The following is a 16,205-nucleotide window of genomic DNA, read 5'->3' on the forward strand; positions in this document are numbered from 1 at the left end:
TAAGCGATCATGGATGCTTTCGATTACCGCTATTGGAGAGCTGGATGTCTCGTTCGCTGCCGGCTGCGCTGCTTGTGCTGTTTCTGGGGCTCTGGCTTGCTGCCAGTTATGGCGTGCGCTATGGGCTGATGGAGGACGGGCAGTGGGTGGGGCTGTGCACGGCGCCGGCGGCGTACTGGCAGTGTGAGGTACGGTCGTTGCTGGGGCTGGGCATTCATCATCAGGTGATGGCCTGGGGCGGGCTGGGGCTGGCGCTGCTGGCGCAGTTTGTTGCCGGGCGTGGCGGCTGGTGGCTGGCAGTGGTGGCGTTGGTGTTCGCGGTGCCGGCACTGGTGCTGTATACCGCCAGCATTGCCGTGTTCGCGCTGGTGCTGGCGGGGTTGCGGCTGGTCAGGTCGCCGGAGTAAGGCTGAAAGGGGCCGCTTTGCGGCCCATCGCAGGCAAGCCAGCTTGTATGGTTAGACTTGAAGGGAGGAGGAGGGACAAAGCCAGCTTCTGACTGTTAGCGCAGTACAGACCGTGGGAGATCTCGCCCCTCCTCCCTTTTCACCCAAGCGCCGATAAAGAATGCTTCCGGGCTCAGACCGACGAAAGACACAAGCCAGCGCCTCTGGGTGACCCTTCAAGTGCTTCAACACTATCGAGGAGAGTTGCTCATGGCAATGGTGGTTGCTGATTCAAAGCGGCTGATTGGCGTGGATGTGGCCAAAGCGGAACTGGTCATCTGGGACGATGAATCAGCAGAGCTCATAGCAATCCCCAATACCAAAGCAGCTATTAAGAAATGGCTCAAAGGCCTCTCGGGTGCGATGTCCGTGGCCATCGAGGCGACCAACATTTATCACGTTCTGTTTACGGATCTGGCCTTTGAGTTTGGGCATACGATCTACGTGGTAGATGGTTACGCCCTGAGCCATTACCGCAAAGGCGTCAACGTACGCGCTAAGACAGATGCAATTGATGCCCAGCTGTTGGCCCGCTATCTGAAGAACGAAGGACAGGACCTTACGCCTTGGGCGCCGCCACCGGCTATCTATCGACAACTTCTGAGCCTGTTTCGGCGACGTGCGGGACTGGTCCAGGCACGAACCAGCCTGTCTCAGGGATGGGCTAATGAACCGCTACTTAGAGCCGCCTTCAAGACACATCTGCGTGCGATGCAGCGGCTTGAGCTGCTGGTGGAGAAGATGATCAAGGGTCTGCTGGAAAAGGCCGGACTGATGCCTCAGGTAAAGCGCTGCATGAAGGTCGAGGGGATTGGTTTTCTAACGGCTGCACGCCTGACTGCGACGTTTCAGCGTGGCAACTTCAGCGGGGGTGATGCGTTTATCGCCTTTTTGGGTATGGATCTGAGGATTGCGCAGTCGGGGCAGAAAAAAGGGCAATCCAAGCTCACGAAGCGAGGAGACCCCGAAGCTCGACGCCTCCTTCACAACGCAGCCATGTCGGCATGCCGCACGGCAGTATGGAAATCGTACTACGAAGAGCGCCTGGCACGTGGTTTTAGCACGACAGCATCGCTTGTCATGCTCGCACGCAAATTGGCGCGAGTAGTATTTGCCCTACTGAAAAGCGGAGATGAGTATCGGTCAAAAGCCGCTTAAAAAACTTCCCTAAAACCATAGAATCTCCCACAGGTTGGACTGCCCCCGAAAAGTTGGACAGTTTTAGCCAGTGGCCTGAGTCCTGTAGCTGACAGGGCTCAGGCCATTGAGTTTCAGCCTGATGCGGTCATGGTTGTAGTAATGGATGTACTCCTCCAGGCCCGCCTTCAGCTGTTCGACGCTTTCAAAGCGCTTCAGGTAGAAGAACTCTGACTTCAGTGTGCCGAAGAAGCTTTCCATCGCTGCATTATCCAGACAATTGCCCTTGCGAGACATGCTCTGCTTCACACCGCGCGCTGCGAGCTTATGGCGGTATTGGGGCTGCTGGTAATGCCATCCTTGGTCTGAGTGGATCACTAGCTTGGGCTTTTCACCCAACCCATCGAGCGCCTTTTCCAGCATGTTCCCGACCAAGCCATAAGTAGGCCGGCAAGCTGTTTCATAGGCGATGATCTCACCGTTGTACAAGTCCATCACGGGCGACAGGTAGAGCTTTTGTTGGGCCACTTTGAACTCAGTGACATCGGTCACCCACTTCTGGTTGGGGCGTTGCGCGACGAAATTACGCTCCAGCAAATTCATTGCCATCTTGCCGACAATGCCGCGATAGGATCGATACTTCTTCGGGCGTACAACGGACTGCAAACCAAGCTCAGCCATCAACCGTTCAATGACCTTCTTGTTGACCAAGGTCCCCTGATTCCTGATGGCAAGGGCAATGCGGCGGTAGCCATACAGCCCTTTCTCCTCGTGATAGACACGCTGCACCAACTCCTTGAGCGAGGCGTGCCTGTCCGGCTTTTGCTGGCACTTGATCTGGTAATAAAAGGTACTGCGTGCCAACCCCACCATCTGCAAGAGATCAGGCAGCGGATATTTATGTCTGAATTTACAGACGATCAGGGCTTTTTCGTCCGTGTTCGCTCCTTCTCCTCTCGCAGAGCCTTTAACTCCTTTAGGACATCATTCTCCATGCGCAGATACTCGAGCTCGCTCAACAACTGCTCACGAGATTTCTCTGCGTCATTGGTATCTGTCGGCTTGATGGGCTTAATTTTCTTCGGCACGGCTGATTTTCTTTGTTTGGCGAGAGTGGCTTCAGGACTGCCACTGTAGTGCTGCCGCAGCCAAATGCCTATCTGTGAGGACTGTCCAAGGTCAAAGTGCGCCGCTGTTTGGCGCAGGGACAGGCGATGCTCAAGCATGTACTTGAGCACCCGCCGCTTGAATTCCTCGGTGTAGCGGCGACCATGCGAGCGAGGGCCGAGGCTGGCATCGACTTGGTAGCCAGCAACCCAGCGCCGAAGCAGGCTGAAATCGATGCCAAAGTGTTGTGCCACCTTGCGAAAGCCCCGGCTGCCCTCTAGGTAAGCGGTGATAGCCGTGAGCTTGAACTGCTCTGTGTATTTACCCATAGATCCCCCAAGGGTTGGATTGGTGTCCAACTTCTTGGGGGCAGTCCAGGGACCGCGCCGATTTCGTAGGCAGCATAACTCCTGTGGGAGATTCTATGGTTTTAGGGAAGTTTTTTAAGCGGCTTTTGACCGATACTCATCTCCGCTTTTCAGTAGGGCAAATACTACTCGCGCCAATTTGCGTGCGAGCATGACAAGCGATGCTGTCGTGCTAAAACCACGTGCCAGGCGCTCTTCGTAGTACGATTTCCATACTGCCGTGCGGCATGCCGACATGGCTGCGTTGTGAAGGAGGCGTCGAGCTTCGGGGTCTCCTCGCTTCGTGAGCTTGGATTGCCCTTTTTTCTGCCCCGACTGCGCAATCCTCAGATCCATACCCAAAAAGGCGATAAACGCATCCCCCCCGCTGAAGTTGCCACGCTGAAACGTCGCAGTCAGGCGTGCAGCCGTTAGAAAACCAATCCCCTCGACCTTCATGCAGCGCTTTACCTGAGGCATCAGTCCGGCCTTTTCCAGCAGACCCTTGATCATCTTCTCCACCAGCAGCTCAAGCCGCTGCATCGCACGCAGATGTGTCTTGAAGGCGGCTCTAAGTAGCGGTTCATTAGCCCATCCCTGAGACAGGCTGGTTCGTGCCTGGACCAGTCCCGCACGTCGCCGAAACAGGCTCAGAAGTTGTCGATAGATAGCCGGTGGCGGCGCCCAAGGCGTAAGGTCCTGTCCTTCGTTCTTCAGATAGCGGGCCAACAGCTGGGCATCAATTGCATCTGTCTTAGCGCGTACGTTGACGCCTTTGCGGTAATGGCTCAGGGCGTAACCATCTACCACGTAGATCGTATGCCCAAACTCAAAGGCCAGATCCGTAAACAGAACGTGATAGATGTTGGTCGCCTCGATGGCCACGGACATCGCACCCGAGAGGCCTTTGAGCCATTTCTTAATAGCTGCTTTGGTATTGGGGATTGCTATGAGCTCTGCTGATTCATCGTCCCAGATGACCAGTTCCGCTTTGGCCACATCCACGCCAATCAGCCGCTTTGAATCAGCAACCACCATTGCCATGAGCAACTCTCCTCGATAGTGTTGAAGCACTTGAAGGGTCACCCAGAGGCGCTGGCTTGTGTCTTTCGTCGGTCTGAGCCCGGAAGCATTCTTTATCGGCGCTTGGGTGAAAAGGGAGGAGGGGCGAGATCTCCCACGGTCTGTACTGCGCTAACAGTCAGAAGCTGGCTTTGTCCCTCCTCCTCCCTTCAAGTCTAACCATACAAGCTGGCTTGCCTGCGATGGAGCGCGAAGCGGTCCCAAGGATATCAGGCCGGGCGCAGGCGCAAGCTCCGCCACAAGGCCGCGGTCATCAGCACACTCACCCCGGCCCACCCCCAGGCCTGTTGGTTCTCCAACCCTTCCACAAACAACTGCGGCGCCACCCCGGCACCGACGATGAACGCCAGCAATGCCACCTCCGCCCGCCGCGCCGGCACCGGCCACAGTGCAAATACCAGCGCCGGCAACGCCAACGCTGCGCTGGGGAAGCTGCGATAGCGTGGGTCGAACACCATCGCCAGCATGCTCACCGCCGCGGCAAAACCCGCTGCCAGCAACAGCCAGCCGGCCCGCGCCTGCAGCCAGGCGTACAGGCGCTCGCGCCAGCCCGTGCGCCGCGCCAGGGCCAGCACGGCATGGGCCAGCACCAGCAGGTTCAGCCCCGCCAGCAGCACCGCCCACAGCCACTCCCCGGTAAAGCGCGCATGGGTGCGCATTAACTCGCCCCAAAGCCCCAGGCAGCCTGCCCCAAACGCCGCCAGCAACGGCAGCAGCATGGCCGCCGCCGGGGTGGCGGGGCGCCCGGCAAGCATCAGCATCAGCACCATCAGCAGGGCACTGGCCAGCAACCACTGCGGCCAGTAAGGCAGGTTGCTCACTGGCCCTTCGAGTACGCCCTTGTCCTGCCGGTCGGCATCGTAAAGCCCCCAGTAGCCGCCGACCGCCCCCTCATTGGCGCGCTTCCATGGCTGGTCGAACGCCTCGATCAGGTTGTAGTGCCAGCCGTTGCTTTCAGCCATGGCCACGAAGCCGCGAATGAAACGCGCCTCGTTGACCCGGCTGGGCTCCGCGGTTTCGCGCTGGCGGCCTTCGCTGGGCCAACCGGTTTCGCCTATCAGGACGTCCTTCGGCGCGAAGCGTGTGCCGAACACCCGGCGTACATCGGCGACATGGGCCAGGGCTTCGTCGATGCCACGCGGGTCGTCTTCCCAGTAAGGCAGCAGGTGGATAGTCAGGAAGTCCACCGCAGGCGCCACCTGCGGGTGCTGCAACCAGAACTCCCACACATCGGCGTAGGTCACCGGTACCTTGACCTGGCTTTTCACCCGGGCGATCAGCGTGGCCAGGTGCGCGCCGGTCACTTCCTTGCGCAGCAGCGTCTCGTTGCCGACGATCACCGCGCTGACCACGTCGGGGTTGGCATTGGCGGCGGCGATCAGCAGCTCGATTTCTTTCTCGGTGTCGGCCGAGTGGGCGTTGACCCAGGCACCCAGCATCACCTTCAGGCCATGCTTGCGTGCCAGCGCCGGGATTGCCTCGAGACCGGTCTGGGAATAGGTACGGATGCACTGAAAACGCTCGGCCAGCAACGCCAGGTCGGCATCCATGCGCGCCGGGCGCAGGCGCAACGGCCGGTCGTAGGGCGACTGGTCCTTGTCGAACGGGGTATACGAGGCGCATTGCAGCTTGTGCGTCGCGCTGGCCGCGTCCGGCAGTTGCACCGGCTTGCCAAGCCCGTACCAGAGCCCTCCGAGCCCGAGCAGGGCGAGCAGGCAGGCAAGCAGGTACAACGGCAGCAGCAGGCGGGTAGAACTGGGCATCGGGCGGTCCATCGTCAGGTGCAAAAGGGTAGATAGTAGCCCGGCGCCAAACTTTTGGCATGCAAGGATCGCGCAGGGCGGCATAGGCCGATGGCGCTAATGGCATAGTGCTGTCGCATATGGGGCGGATATAGGTCGTAGCTGGAGCAGGTCGACTATTGTTGCAGGACGATGATGCAAATTCCGAGACCTGACGAGGGGATGCTTTGATGGCTGCTAATACAAAAATGCGACGTTTCCTGGGTGTGGGCACCGCCATGGTACTGGCCATGAGTGCGGCACAGGCAATGGCCAAAGAAGTCAGCATTGGTTACGTGGATGGTTGGGCTGACAGCGTGGCGACCACCAACGTGGCTGCCGAAGTAATCAAGCAGAAACTCGGCTACGACGTGAAGTTGCAGGCCGTGGCCACCGGGATCATGTGGCAGGGCGTGGCCACCGGCAAGCTCGATGCCATGTTGTCGGCCTGGTTGCCGGTGACCCATGGCGAGTACTGGGCCAAGAACAAGGACAACGTGGTCGACTACGGCCCGAACTTCAAGGACGCCAAGATTGGCCTGATCGTCCCTGAGTACGTCAAGGCGGTGAGTATCGCCGACCTCAAGACCGATGACACCTTCAAGCAGAAGATCGTCGGCATCGACGCCGGCTCCGGCGTAATGCTCAAGACCGACCAGGCAATCAAGGACTACGACCTGACCGGTTACAAGCTGCAGGCCAGTTCCGGCGCGGCGATGACAGCAGAACTGGGCCGTGCCTATGCCAAGCAGCAGTCGATTGCGGTGACCGGCTGGGTACCGCACTGGATGTTCGCCAAGTGGAAGCTGAAGTTCCTCGAAGACCCGAAAGGCGTGTATGGCGCCGCGGAAACCGTGAACAGCATCGGCAGCAAGGAACTGGCCACCAAGGCACCGGAAGTGGCGGAGTTCCTGAAGAAGTTCAACTGGCAGTCGAAGGACGAGATTGGCGAAGTGATGCTGGCTATCCAGGAAGGCGCCAAGCCTGAAGCGGCGGCCAAGGACTGGGTGGCCAAGCACCCTGATCGCGTGAAGGAGTGGACTGGCAAGTAACAACCCGTCAGGGCCAGTTTTGCTGCTTCGCGGGTGAACCCGCTCCTACAGGGATATCACTGCCTTCCGGGCTGGTGATGCCCCTGTGGGAGCGGGCGTGCCCGCGAATGGGTCATCACTTTGTTACGCAACCGGTAAAACACCGTTGCATCTAAGACTAAGGTCGTCTGGTTGGCGTCCGATAGCCGCATAAAGTAAGGGTCGTGGGTTCCACCCCTATCTGTGCTGCTAGGACAAAAACAATGAACGACAGCATTTACCTCTCGATACAAAACAGCCCCCGCTTCAAGGAGCTGGTCACCAAACGCGAACGGTTCGCCTGGATTCTCTCGGCGATCATGCTCGGCCTGTACTGCGCCTTCATCCTCCTGATCGCTTACGGTCCTCAGATTCTGGGCACCAAGCTCAGCCCTGAGTCGTCGATTACCTGGGGCATCCCCCTGGGCGTCGGCCTGATCGTTTCGGCATTCGTCCTGACCGCCATCTACGTACGCCGCGCCAACGGCGAATTCGATGAGCTGAACAAGGCCATCCTGAAGGAGGCGCAACAATGATTCGCCACGCCAAAGCCCTGGCCGTACTGGCCTGCGGAGCCTTCGCACCCGCCGTGTGGGCCGCCGATGCCCTGACCGGCGAGGTGCAGAAGCAACCGCTGAACGTCTCCGCGATCGCCATGTTCGTGGCCTTCGTCGCCTTCACCCTCGGTATCACCTACTGGGCCTCCAAGCGCAACAAGTCGGCGTCGGACTACTACGCCGCCGGTGGCAAGATCACCGGCTTCCAGAACGGCCTGGCGATTGCCGGTGACTACATGTCGGCCGCCTCGTTCCTGGGTATTTCCGCACTCGTGTTCACCTCTGGCTACGATGGCTTGATCTATTCGATCGGCTTCCTGGTCGGTTGGCCGATCATCCTCTTCCTGATCGCCGAACGCCTGCGCAACCTGGGCAAGTACACCTTCGCCGACGTGGCCTCGTACCGCCTCGGGCAGAAGGAGATCCGCACCCTGTCGGCCTCCGGTTCGCTGGTGGTGGTGGCGTTCTACCTGATCGCGCAGATGGTCGGTGCCGGCAAGCTGATCGAGCTGCTGTTCGGCCTGGACTACCACGTGGCGGTGATCCTGGTGGGTATCCTGATGTGCCTGTACGTGCTGTTTGGCGGCATGCTGGCCACCACCTGGGTACAGATCATCAAGGCCGTGCTGCTGCTGTCCGGTGCCAGCTTCATGGCGCTGATGGTGATGAAGCACGTGGGCTTCGACTTCAATACCCTGTTCTCCGAGGCAATCAAGGTGCACGCCAAGGGCGAGGCGATCATGAGCCCGGGCGGCCTGGTCAAGGACCCGATCTCGGCATTCTCGCTGGGCCTGGCGCTGATGTTCGGTACCGCCGGCCTGCCGCACATCCTGATGCGCTTCTTCACCGTCAGTGACGCCAAGGAAGCGCGCAAGAGCGTGCTGTACGCCACCGGCTTCATCGGTTACTTCTACATCCTCACCTTCATTATCGGCTTTGGCGCCATCCTGCTGGTCAGCACCAACCCGGACTTCAAGGACGCCGCTGGCGCCCTGCTGGGTGGCAACAACATGGCAGCGGTGCACCTGGCCAACGCCGTGGGTGGCAGCGTGTTCCTCGGCTTCATCTCGGCTGTTGCCTTCGCCACCATCCTGGCGGTGGTCGCCGGCCTGACCCTGGCCGGTGCCTCGGCGGTGTCCCACGACCTGTACGCCAGTGTATGGCGCAAGGGCAAGGCCAACGACAAGGACGAGATCCGCGTGTCTAAGATCACCACCGTCGCCCTGGGCGTACTGGCGATCGGCCTGGGTATCCTTTTCGAGAAGCAGAACATCGCCTTCATGGTCGGCCTGGCGTTCTCCATCGCTGCCAGCTGCAACTTCCCGGTACTGCTGCTCTCGATGTACTGGAAGAAGCTGACCACCCGCGGTGCCATGATCGGCGGCTGGCTGGGCCTGGTGAGTGCGGTGACGCTGATGATCCTCGGTCCGACCATCTGGGTGCAGATCCTCGGCCACGAGAAGCCGATCTACCCGTACGAGTACCCGGCTCTGTTCTCGATGCTGATCGCCTTCGTCGGTATCTGGTTCTTCTCGGTCACCGACAAGTCCAAGGCTGCCGAAGACGAACGTGCGCTGTTCTTCCCGCAATTCGTGCGTTCGCAGACTGGCCTGGGCGCTTCGGGTGCTGTTTCGCACTGATCCTTCCGGCAATGAAAAAAACCGCGCTTCGGCGCGGTTTTTTTGTGTTTTCGCTGCTAGATCATGCCTAGTAGCAACAAAACCAGCAGAACTACCAGCACCACGCCGATGATGCCAGACGGGCCATAGCCCCAGCTGCGCGAGTGCGGGAAGACCGGTAAGCCACCAATCAGCAGAAGGATCAGGATGATGATGAGAATCGTGGTCATGACGGAGTCCTTGCGTGGTTGAGGGTCAAGGGCCTCGGACTGCTGGCCTCTTGTAAATAAGGACTGGTGGTGAACGTTAAAGATTCCATTTGAATGGTTGCCAGTACCGGCCTCTTCGCGGGTAAACCCGCTCCCACAGGGACAGCGCAACCCTCAGGCTTGTGATGATCCTGTGGGAGCGGGTTTACCCGCGAAGAGGCCGGTACTGACCACACAGTCATGCCCCTCCATTCACTACCTTGATGAACCCTGCCTGCCCCCCAGGCCTTGATTAGACTGGTTGCACAACCCATCAGAACAAGGCCAGCCACCATGCAAAACCGCATCATGATCACCGGCGCCGGGTCCGGCCTCGGTCGCGAGATCGCCCTGCGCTGGGCGCGCGAGGGCTGGCGCCTGGCGCTGGCCGATGTCAACGAAGCCGGCCTGCGCGAAACCCTGGAGCTGGCCCGCGCAGCCGGTGGCGATGGCTTTGCCCAGCGTTGCGACGTGCGCGACTACAGCCAGCTCACCGCCCTGGCCCAGGCCTGCACCGAGCAGTTCGGTGGTATCGATGTGATCGTCAACAACGCCGGCGTTGCTTCGGGCGGGTTCTTCGCCGAACTGTCGCTGGAGGACTGGGACTGGCAGATCGCAGTCAACCTGATGGGCGTGGTCAAGGGCTGCAAGGCCTTTCTGCCGCTGCTGGAGCGCAGCAAGGGGCGTATCATCAACATCGCCTCGATGGCTGCGCTGATGCAGGGGCCGGGCATGAGCAACTACAACGTGGCCAAGGCCGGCGTACTTGCCCTGTCGGAAAGCCTGCTGGTCGAGCTACGCGAACTGGAAGTGGCGGTGCACGTGGTGTGCCCGTCTTTCTTCCAGACCAACCTGCTGGACTCGTTCCGCGGGCCGAACCCGGCGATGAAAGCCCAGGTTGGCAAGCTGCTTGAAGGCTCGCCGATCAATGCGGCGGACATCGCCGAATACATCCACCGGCAGGTTGCCGCTGGTGAGTTCCTGATCCTGCCCCATGAGGCCGGGCGCCAGGCCTGGCAACTGAAGCGTCAGGCACCTGAGCGGCTGTATGACGAGATGGCTGAGATGGCGGTGAAAATGCGGGCCAAGGCTCGGTCGCGATGATCCGTCTGTAAGGAAAGTTACCGGCAGATGTAGGGTGCTTCTGAATCACGGCAGAACTATTGAGTAGCCCTATGCCGTCAAGGCAGGCTCTGGTTTTCCCTTTCGCTGGAGGAACGGAGCATGCTGGTAATAGGGCGCGAAGTGGGAGAGATCATCGTGATTGGTGATGACATTCGGATCATGGTCGTGGCAACGCGGGACGGGATGGTGCGCTTTGGCGTGGACGCACCGCGGCAGGTACCGGTGCATCGGGCCGAGGTGTACAAGCGCATCAAGGAAGGGCAGCAGGCCAAAGCCCGCAGGGTTTGATGTTGCCTGTGCCGGCCTCTTCGCGGGCACGCCCGCTCCCACGGGTACTGCACCGCCCTCAAGACTTGTGAAATGCCTGTGGGAGCGGGCGAGCCCGCGAAGAGGCCAGGCCTGTTAGTCGAGCAGCTCGCGGGGCACATCATGCTTGGCCAGCAACTGGCACTGCTGGCTTTCCGGGTCGAACAGGATGAACGCCTGGCCCTTGGCCAATGCCTGGCGCACCCGCAGCACGCGGGTTTCCAGCGGGGTGTCGTCGCCGTTGTCGGTACCGTCACGGGTGACGAAGTCCTCGATCAGGCGGGTCAGGGTTTCGGCTTGCAGTTGGTCGTAAGGGATCAGCATGTTGGCGTTGCCTAGGGTGTTGGTGGGGGCATGCTACGCGAAACATTCGAGATTTTGGGGCTGCAACACAGCCCCCATGGCCTCAAGCCTTGTTGCCAACCAGGCTATCCACCGCCGGCACCCGCGTATCGCTCTCCATCTGTGCATCATGTTCCAGCTGGTGGCTGAAGCGCTCCAACGACGCATTGGCCGGCTGCGAATCACTGGCAAACACCGGCGGGCTAAGCAGGTACGCCGACAACAAGCGGCTCAACGCCGCCAGGCTGTCGATGTGTGTTCGCTCGTAGCCATGGGTGGCATCGCAACCAAAGGCTACCAGCGCGGTACGAATATCGTGCCCCGCCGTCACTGCCGAATGGGCATCGCTGAAGTAGTAGCGAAACAGATCGCGCCGCACCGGCAGGTCGTGGTCGCCGGCCAGTTTCAGCAGGTGCCGGGACAGGTGGTAGTCGTAAGGCCCCGACGAGTCCTGCATGGCCACGCTCACCGCATGCTCACTGGAGGCCTGCCCAGGCGCCACCGGGGCGATGTCGATGCCGACGAACTCGCTGACGTCCCAGGGCAGGGCGCCAGCCGCTCCCGAGCCGGTCTCTTCGGTGATGGTGAACAGCGGGTGGCAGTCGATCAACGGTTGGCGGCCGCTTTCCACCACGGCTTTCAGCGCCGCCAGCAGCGCTGCCACGCCGGCCTTGTCGTCCAGGTGGCGGGCGCTGATGTGGCCGCTTTCGGTGAATTCGGGCAGCGGGTCGAAGGCAACGAAATCACCGATGCTTACACCCAGCGCCTCGCAGTCGGCGCGGGTGGCGCAGTAGGCGTCCAGGCGCACCTCAACGTGCTCCCAGCTGACCGGCATCTGGTCGATGGCGGTGTTGAAGGCATGCCCGCTGGCCATCAGCGGCAGCACGCTGCCCCGGTATACGCCGGTATCGGTGAACACGCTGACCCGGCTGCCTTCGGCGAAGCGGCTGGACCAGCAACCGACCGGCGCCAGGGCCAGGCGGCCGTTGTCCTGCAACTGGCGCACGCTGGCGCCGATGGTGTCCAAGTGAGCGGATACGGCGCGGTCGGGCGAGGTCTGGCGGCCCTTGAGGGTGGCGCGGATGGTGCCGCGGCGGGTCAGTTCGAAAGGGATGCCCAGTTCGTCCAGGCGCTCGGCCACGTAGCGCACGATGGTGTCGGTGAAGCCGGTGGGGCTGGGGATGGCGAGCATCTCCAGCAGCACGCGCTTGAGGTAGTCGAGATCGGGTTCGGGATGTCGGTCGGACATGGTTGGGGACTCCTTTACTCCTGAGCCGGCCTCTTCGCGGGTAAACCCGCTCCCACAGGGCCCCACAGAGCCCGAGTGCAGCACCGTACCTGTGGGAGCGGGTTTACCCGCGAAGAGGCCGGCAGCGGTTACGCCAAAGGCCGGCTATGCGGAAACAGCAGATCGATAAAACGCTCGGCGGTCGGTTGCGGTTCATGGTTGGCCAAGCCGGCACGCTCGTTGGCCTCGATGATCACGTACTCCGGTTGCCCGGCATCACGCACCATGAAGTCCAGCCCCACCACCGGGATCTCCAGCGCCCGCGCCGCGCGCACGGCGGCGTCGGCCAGCACCGGGTGCAGGCGTTCGGTCACGTCTTCCAGGGTGCCGCCGGTGTGCAGGTTGGCGGTGCGTCGCACGGCCAGGCGCTGGCCGGCGGGCAACACGTCGTCGTAGCCAAAGCCCGCCGCACGCAGGGTGCGCTCGGTTTCGTCGTCCAGTGGAATGCGGCTTTCGCCACCGGTTGCGGCCTGGCGCCGACGGCTCTGGGCATCGATCAGCTCGCGGATGCTGTGCTTGCCATCGCCCAGCACTTGCGCTGGGTGGCGGATGGCTGCCGCCACCACTTCATAGCCGATCACCACGATGCGCAGGTCATGCCCGGCATGGAAGCTTTCCAGCAACACGCGGCTGTCGAACTGGCGGGCATGCGCCACGGCTTGGGTGATGTCGTCGATGCAGGTGAGGTTCACCGCCACGCCCTGGCCTTGCTCGCCATCGACCGGCTTGACCACCACCGCGCCATGCTCTTCGAGAAACGCCAGGTTGTCGTCGGCATTGCCGGCCAGCTGCTGCGCCGGCACCTGCAGCCCGGCATTGTGCAAGGCATGTTGGGTAAGGCGCTTGTCCTGGCACAGGGTCATGGTCACGGCGCTGGTCAGGTCGCTGAGCGACTCACGGCAGCGAATGCGGCGCCCGCCCAGGCTGAGGGTGAACAGGCCGCCAGCGGCATCGTCAACTTGTACCTCGATGCCTCGACGCAGCGCTTCGTCGACGATGATGCGTGCGTAGGGGTTGAGGTCGGCTTGAGGCCCCGGCCCCAGAAACAGCTGTTCGTTGATGCCGTTCTTGCGCTTGACCGCGAAGGTCGGCAGGTTGCGAAAACCCAGCTTCTGGTAAAGGCGCTTGGCCTGGCGGTTGTCGTGCAGCACCGACAGGTCCAGGTAGGCCAGGCCGCGGCTCATGAAGTGTTCGATCAGATGGCGAACCAGCACCTCGCCCACGCCGGGGCGGGTGCAGTGCGGGTCTACCGCCAGGCACCAGAGGCTGCTGCCGTGCTCGGGGTCGTCGAACGCCTTGGCGTGGTTCAGGCCCATGACGCTGCCGATCACCGCGCCGCTGTCTTCGTCCTCGGCCAGCCAGTACGCCGGGCCGCCCAGGTGCAGAGGCGTAAGCAGCTCGGCGTCGACCGGCAACATGCCGCGCGCCTGGTACAGGGTGTTTATCGCCTGCCAGTCGCCCGGGTTCTGCGCCCGGCGCACACGAAAGCCGCGGAACACCCGCTGCGCCGGGCGGTAGTCGGTGAACCACAGGCGCAGGGTGTCGGACGGGTCGAGGAACAGTTGCTGCGGGGCCTGGGCCAGCAACTGCTGCGGCGCGGCCACGTACAGGGCGATATCGCGCTCGCCGGGGCGTTCTTCCAGCAGGTCGGCGGCCAGGTCGGCCGGGTTGGGGTAGGTGTGGCCAATCAGCAGCCGGCCCCAGCCGCAATGTACGGCGCGCGGCTGGTCGTGGGGCTGGCTACCGTCGCCGGCCAGGCGCGCCTGCAGGCGCTCGTAGGACGGCGCCTGGCCGCGCAGCAGGCGCTGACCGTAAGCGATTTCATGGGCTTTCATCGGTCAAATTCCTTGTTCGCTCAGCCACAGGTTCAACGCCGCCAGCTGCCACAGCTTGGAGCCGCGTAGCGGTGTCAGCTGGCCGTGCGGGTTGCTCAGCAGGCGGTCGAGCATGGCCGAGTTGAACAGCCCGCGGTCCTGGCTGGGGTCGGTCAGCAGTTCACGTACCCAGCCGAGGGTGGCGCCTTCCAGATGCTTCAGGCCCGGCACCGGGAAGTAGCCCTTCTTGCGGTCGATCACCTCGTGCGGGATCACCCGCCGCGCCGCCTGCTTGAGCACCTGCTTGCCGCCGTCGGGCAGCTTGAAGCGTGCCGGAATGCGTGCCGAAAGCTCCACCAGCCGGTAGTCGAGGAATGGCGTGCGCGCCTCCAGGCCCCAGGCCATGGTCATGTTGTCGACCCGTTTGACCGGGTCGTCGACCAGCATCACCGTGCTGTCCAGGCGCAGCGCCTTGTCTACCGCATCGGGGGCGCCAGGGCGGGCGAAGTGTTCACGGACGAAGTCGCCCGCTGCGTCGCTTTCCAGCAGCCAGGGTGCCTGCACGGTGTCGCGGTACTCGGCGTGGCTGCGATCGAAGAAGGCTTCGCGGTAGGCGGCAAAGGCATCCTCTGCGCCGTCCACCTGCGGGTACCAGTGGTAGCCGGCGAACAGCTCGTCGGCGCCCTGGCCGCTTTGCACGCCCTTGCAGTGCCTGGCCACTTCCCGCGACAGCAGGTAGAAGGCGATGCAGTCATGGCTGACCATGGGTTCGCTCATGGCGCGGAAGGCGGCTGGCAACTGGTCGATGATTTCGTGCTCGGCAATGCGCAGCTGGTGGTGACGGGTGCCGTAGTGCTTGGCGATCAGGTCGGAGTACTGGAACTCGTCGCCGCGTTCGCCACCGGCATCCTCGAAACCGATGGAGAAGGTCGACAGGTCATCCACGCCCACTTCGCGCAGCAGGCCGACCAGCAGGCTGGAATCGACCCCGCCAGACAGCAGTACACCTACGTCCACCGCTGCCCGTTGGCGAATGGCCACGGCGTCGCGGGTGGCGTCGAGCACGCGGGTGGTCCAGCCTTCCAGGTCCAGCTCACGTTCATCGGGGTTGGCGCCGTAGTGCAGCTGCCACCAGGTCTGGCGTTCCACTTCGCCATGACGATCGATGCGCATCCAGGTACCGGGTTCCAGCTTTTGCACGTTGGCCAGCAGGGTGCGTGGCGCCGGCACCACGGCGTGGAAATTCAGGTAGTGGTTGAGTGCCACCGGGTCGAGCATCGGGTCGATGTCACCACCCTTGAGCAGCGCTGGCAGGGTCGAGGCGAAGCGCAGGCGCTCGCCGTTGCGCGACAGGTACAAGGGCTTTACGCCCAGGCGGTCGCGGGCGAGGAACAGGCGCTGGTTGTCGCGTTCCCAGATCGCCAGGGCGAACATGCCATTGAGCTTGGGCAGCAGGGCCGCGCCCCAGGCGTGGTAGCCCTTCAGCAACACCTCGGTGTCGCCGTCGGACCAGAAGCTGTAGCCCAGGGCCTGCAGCTCCTGGCGCAGTTCGGGGAAGTTGTAGATGGCGCCGTTGAAGGCCAGCGACAGGCCCAGGGTGTTGTCCACCATCGGCTGGGCAGAGCCGTCGGACAGGTCCATGATTTTCAGGCGCCGGTGGCCGAGGGCGATCGGGCCTTGGCTATGGAAGCCCCAGGCATCCGGGCCACGGGGCGCCAGGTGGTGGGTTATGCGCTCTACCGCAGCCAGGTCGGCTGGGCGAGGGGCTTGGTCGATGGGTGTAAAACGCAACTCTCCTGCTAATCCGCACATAGGTCCTTACCGGTTTTTCCGTTGGGGAGGGGGTGCCCCGGATTAGGGCACCTTAAGGAACTGACCCATGTGGTTTGCGAGAGTTTTAGATCGATCTGTTATATGGAGCTGCTGCGCAGCCCT

The 16,205-nt window shown here is 62.0% G+C and carries 15 protein-coding genes; 7 read left to right on the forward strand and 8 right to left on the reverse strand.

What is annotated here, in order from left to right:
• The first annotated feature begins 44 nt into the window (after window positions 1–44).
• Window positions 45–407 carry a hypothetical protein gene (locus KDB76_RS07595; protein WP_023663555.1) on the forward strand — a complete coding sequence of 121 codons (363 nt, stop codon included), beginning with the start codon at window positions 45–47 and terminating at the stop codon, window positions 405–407.
• A 249-nt stretch (window positions 408–656) separates the two neighbouring features.
• Window positions 657–1,604, forward strand: a complete 948-nt coding sequence (locus tag KDB76_RS07600; RefSeq protein WP_038408539.1) for an IS110 family transposase — start codon at window positions 657–659, stop codon at window positions 1,602–1,604.
• 63 nt (window positions 1,605–1,667) lie between these two features.
• On the opposite strand, the gene KDB76_RS07605 is transcribed toward KDB76_RS07600, so the two are convergent.
• The 3 genes from KDB76_RS07605 to KDB76_RS07615 form a co-directional block, all read right to left on the reverse strand.
• A protein-coding gene (locus KDB76_RS07605) for an IS3 family transposase (protein WP_249206221.1) occupies window positions 1,668–3,019 on the reverse strand; the annotation gives its coding sequence in 2 pieces (ribosomal slippage) (window positions 1,668–2,542 and window positions 2,542–3,019; 1,353 coding nt in all).
• 114 nt (window positions 3,020–3,133) lie between these two features.
• On the reverse strand, window positions 3,134–4,081 hold the full coding sequence (locus KDB76_RS07610; protein WP_038408539.1) for an IS110 family transposase: 948 nt from the start codon (window positions 4,079–4,081) through the stop codon (window positions 3,134–3,136).
• A 248-nt stretch (window positions 4,082–4,329) separates the two neighbouring features.
• Window positions 4,330–5,895 (reverse strand): beta-1,6-glucan synthase, encoded by a 1,566-nt coding sequence (locus KDB76_RS07615; RefSeq protein WP_038409022.1) that lies wholly within the window; start codon window positions 5,893–5,895, stop codon window positions 4,330–4,332.
• A 197-nt stretch (window positions 5,896–6,092) separates the two neighbouring features.
• Between KDB76_RS07615 and KDB76_RS07620 the strand changes: the two genes are divergently transcribed.
• From KDB76_RS07620 to KDB76_RS07630, 3 genes are all read left to right on the forward strand, one after another.
• Window positions 6,093–6,953 carry a glycine betaine ABC transporter substrate-binding protein gene (locus tag KDB76_RS07620; protein ID WP_013971431.1) on the forward strand — a complete coding sequence of 287 codons (861 nt, stop codon included), beginning with the start codon at window positions 6,093–6,095 and terminating at the stop codon, window positions 6,951–6,953.
• Between the two features lie 242 nt (window positions 6,954–7,195).
• The gene (locus tag KDB76_RS07625) at window positions 7,196–7,507 is read left to right on the forward strand and encodes a DUF485 domain-containing protein (protein ID WP_003260090.1); all 312 of its coding nucleotides are present in this window, start codon (window positions 7,196–7,198) and stop codon (window positions 7,505–7,507) included.
• On the forward strand, window positions 7,504–9,168 hold the full coding sequence (locus tag KDB76_RS07630) for a cation acetate symporter (RefSeq protein ID WP_013971432.1): 1,665 nt from the start codon (window positions 7,504–7,506) through the stop codon (window positions 9,166–9,168). Before KDB76_RS07625 ends, KDB76_RS07630 begins: the two co-directional genes overlap by 4 nt.
• Before the next feature lie 56 nt (window positions 9,169–9,224).
• Here KDB76_RS07630 and KDB76_RS07635 read toward each other — a convergent pair whose 3' ends face one another.
• Entirely contained in the window at window positions 9,225–9,377 is a 153-nt protein-coding gene (locus tag KDB76_RS07635; protein ID WP_013971433.1) for a DUF3309 family protein, read from the reverse strand.
• A gap of 312 nt (window positions 9,378–9,689) precedes the next feature.
• Here KDB76_RS07635 and KDB76_RS07640 point away from each other — a divergent pair, with 312 nt between their 5' ends.
• On the forward strand, window positions 9,690–10,499 hold the full coding sequence (locus KDB76_RS07640) for an SDR family oxidoreductase (protein WP_038409024.1): 810 nt from the start codon (window positions 9,690–9,692) through the stop codon (window positions 10,497–10,499).
• A gap of 120 nt (window positions 10,500–10,619) precedes the next feature.
• Complete coding sequence (gene csrA, locus KDB76_RS07645) at window positions 10,620–10,808, forward strand: carbon storage regulator CsrA (RefSeq protein ID WP_023662751.1); 189 nt, start codon at window positions 10,620–10,622, stop codon at window positions 10,806–10,808.
• Window positions 10,809–10,922: 114 nt separating this feature from the next.
• On the opposite strand, the gene KDB76_RS07650 is transcribed toward csrA, so the two are convergent.
• The 4 genes from KDB76_RS07650 to KDB76_RS07665 all read right to left on the reverse strand — a co-directional run bounded on the left by KDB76_RS07650 (window position 10,923) and on the right by KDB76_RS07665 (window position 16,082).
• Entirely contained in the window at window positions 10,923–11,150 is a 228-nt protein-coding gene (locus KDB76_RS07650; RefSeq protein ID WP_013971435.1) for a YheU family protein, read from the reverse strand.
• 82 nt (window positions 11,151–11,232) lie between these two features.
• Window positions 11,233–12,417, reverse strand: a complete 1,185-nt coding sequence (locus tag KDB76_RS07655; RefSeq protein WP_013971436.1) for an osmoprotectant NAGGN system M42 family peptidase — start codon at window positions 12,415–12,417, stop codon at window positions 11,233–11,235.
• 128 nt (window positions 12,418–12,545) lie between these two features.
• Entirely contained in the window at window positions 12,546–14,291 is a 1,746-nt protein-coding gene (ngg, locus tag KDB76_RS07660; protein ID WP_013971437.1) for an N-acetylglutaminylglutamine synthetase, read from the reverse strand.
• A 3-nt stretch (window positions 14,292–14,294) separates the two neighbouring features.
• The gene (locus KDB76_RS07665; protein ID WP_023663291.1) at window positions 14,295–16,082 is read right to left on the reverse strand and encodes an N-acetylglutaminylglutamine amidotransferase; all 1,788 of its coding nucleotides are present in this window, start codon (window positions 16,080–16,082) and stop codon (window positions 14,295–14,297) included.
• Window positions 16,083–16,205 lie beyond the last annotated feature (123 nt).

Origin of the sequence: Pseudomonas sp. JS425, from assembly GCF_018223845.1 — a bacterium.
GTDB classification, from domain to species: Bacteria; Pseudomonadota; Gammaproteobacteria; order Pseudomonadales; family Pseudomonadaceae; genus Aquipseudomonas; species Aquipseudomonas asiatica.

Excerpts from the sequence above, each read along its gene's own strand:
- KDB76_RS07595 (WP_023663555.1), top strand. The coding sequence starts at position 45 with ATGTCTCGTTCGCTGCCGGCTGCGCTGCTTGTGCTGTTTCTGGGGCTC.
- KDB76_RS07600 (WP_038408539.1), top strand. The coding sequence starts at position 657 with ATGGCAATGGTGGTTGCTGATTCAAAGCGGCTGATTGGCGTGGATGTG.
- KDB76_RS07610 (WP_038408539.1), bottom strand. The coding sequence starts at position 4,081 with ATGGCAATGGTGGTTGCTGATTCAAAGCGGCTGATTGGCGTGGATGTG.
- KDB76_RS07615 (WP_038409022.1), bottom strand. The coding sequence starts at position 5,895 with ATGGACCGCCCGATGCCCAGTTCTACCCGCCTGCTGCTGCCGTTGTAC.
- KDB76_RS07620 (WP_013971431.1), top strand. The coding sequence starts at position 6,093 with ATGGCTGCTAATACAAAAATGCGACGTTTCCTGGGTGTGGGCACCGCC.
- KDB76_RS07625 (WP_003260090.1), top strand. The coding sequence starts at position 7,196 with ATGAACGACAGCATTTACCTCTCGATACAAAACAGCCCCCGCTTCAAG.
- KDB76_RS07630 (WP_013971432.1), top strand. The coding sequence starts at position 7,504 with ATGATTCGCCACGCCAAAGCCCTGGCCGTACTGGCCTGCGGAGCCTTC.
- KDB76_RS07635 (WP_013971433.1), bottom strand. The coding sequence starts at position 9,377 with ATGACCACGATTCTCATCATCATCCTGATCCTTCTGCTGATTGGTGGC.
- KDB76_RS07640 (WP_038409024.1), top strand. The coding sequence starts at position 9,690 with ATGCAAAACCGCATCATGATCACCGGCGCCGGGTCCGGCCTCGGTCGC.
- csrA (WP_023662751.1), top strand. The coding sequence starts at position 10,620 with ATGCTGGTAATAGGGCGCGAAGTGGGAGAGATCATCGTGATTGGTGAT.
- KDB76_RS07650 (WP_013971435.1), bottom strand. The coding sequence starts at position 11,150 with ATGCTGATCCCTTACGACCAACTGCAAGCCGAAACCCTGACCCGCCTG.
- KDB76_RS07655 (WP_013971436.1), bottom strand. The coding sequence starts at position 12,417 with ATGTCCGACCGACATCCCGAACCCGATCTCGACTACCTCAAGCGCGTG.
- ngg (WP_013971437.1), bottom strand. The coding sequence starts at position 14,291 with ATGAAAGCCCATGAAATCGCTTACGGTCAGCGCCTGCTGCGCGGCCAG.
- KDB76_RS07665 (WP_023663291.1), bottom strand. The coding sequence starts at position 16,082 with ATGTGCGGATTAGCAGGAGAGTTGCGTTTTACACCCATCGACCAAGCC.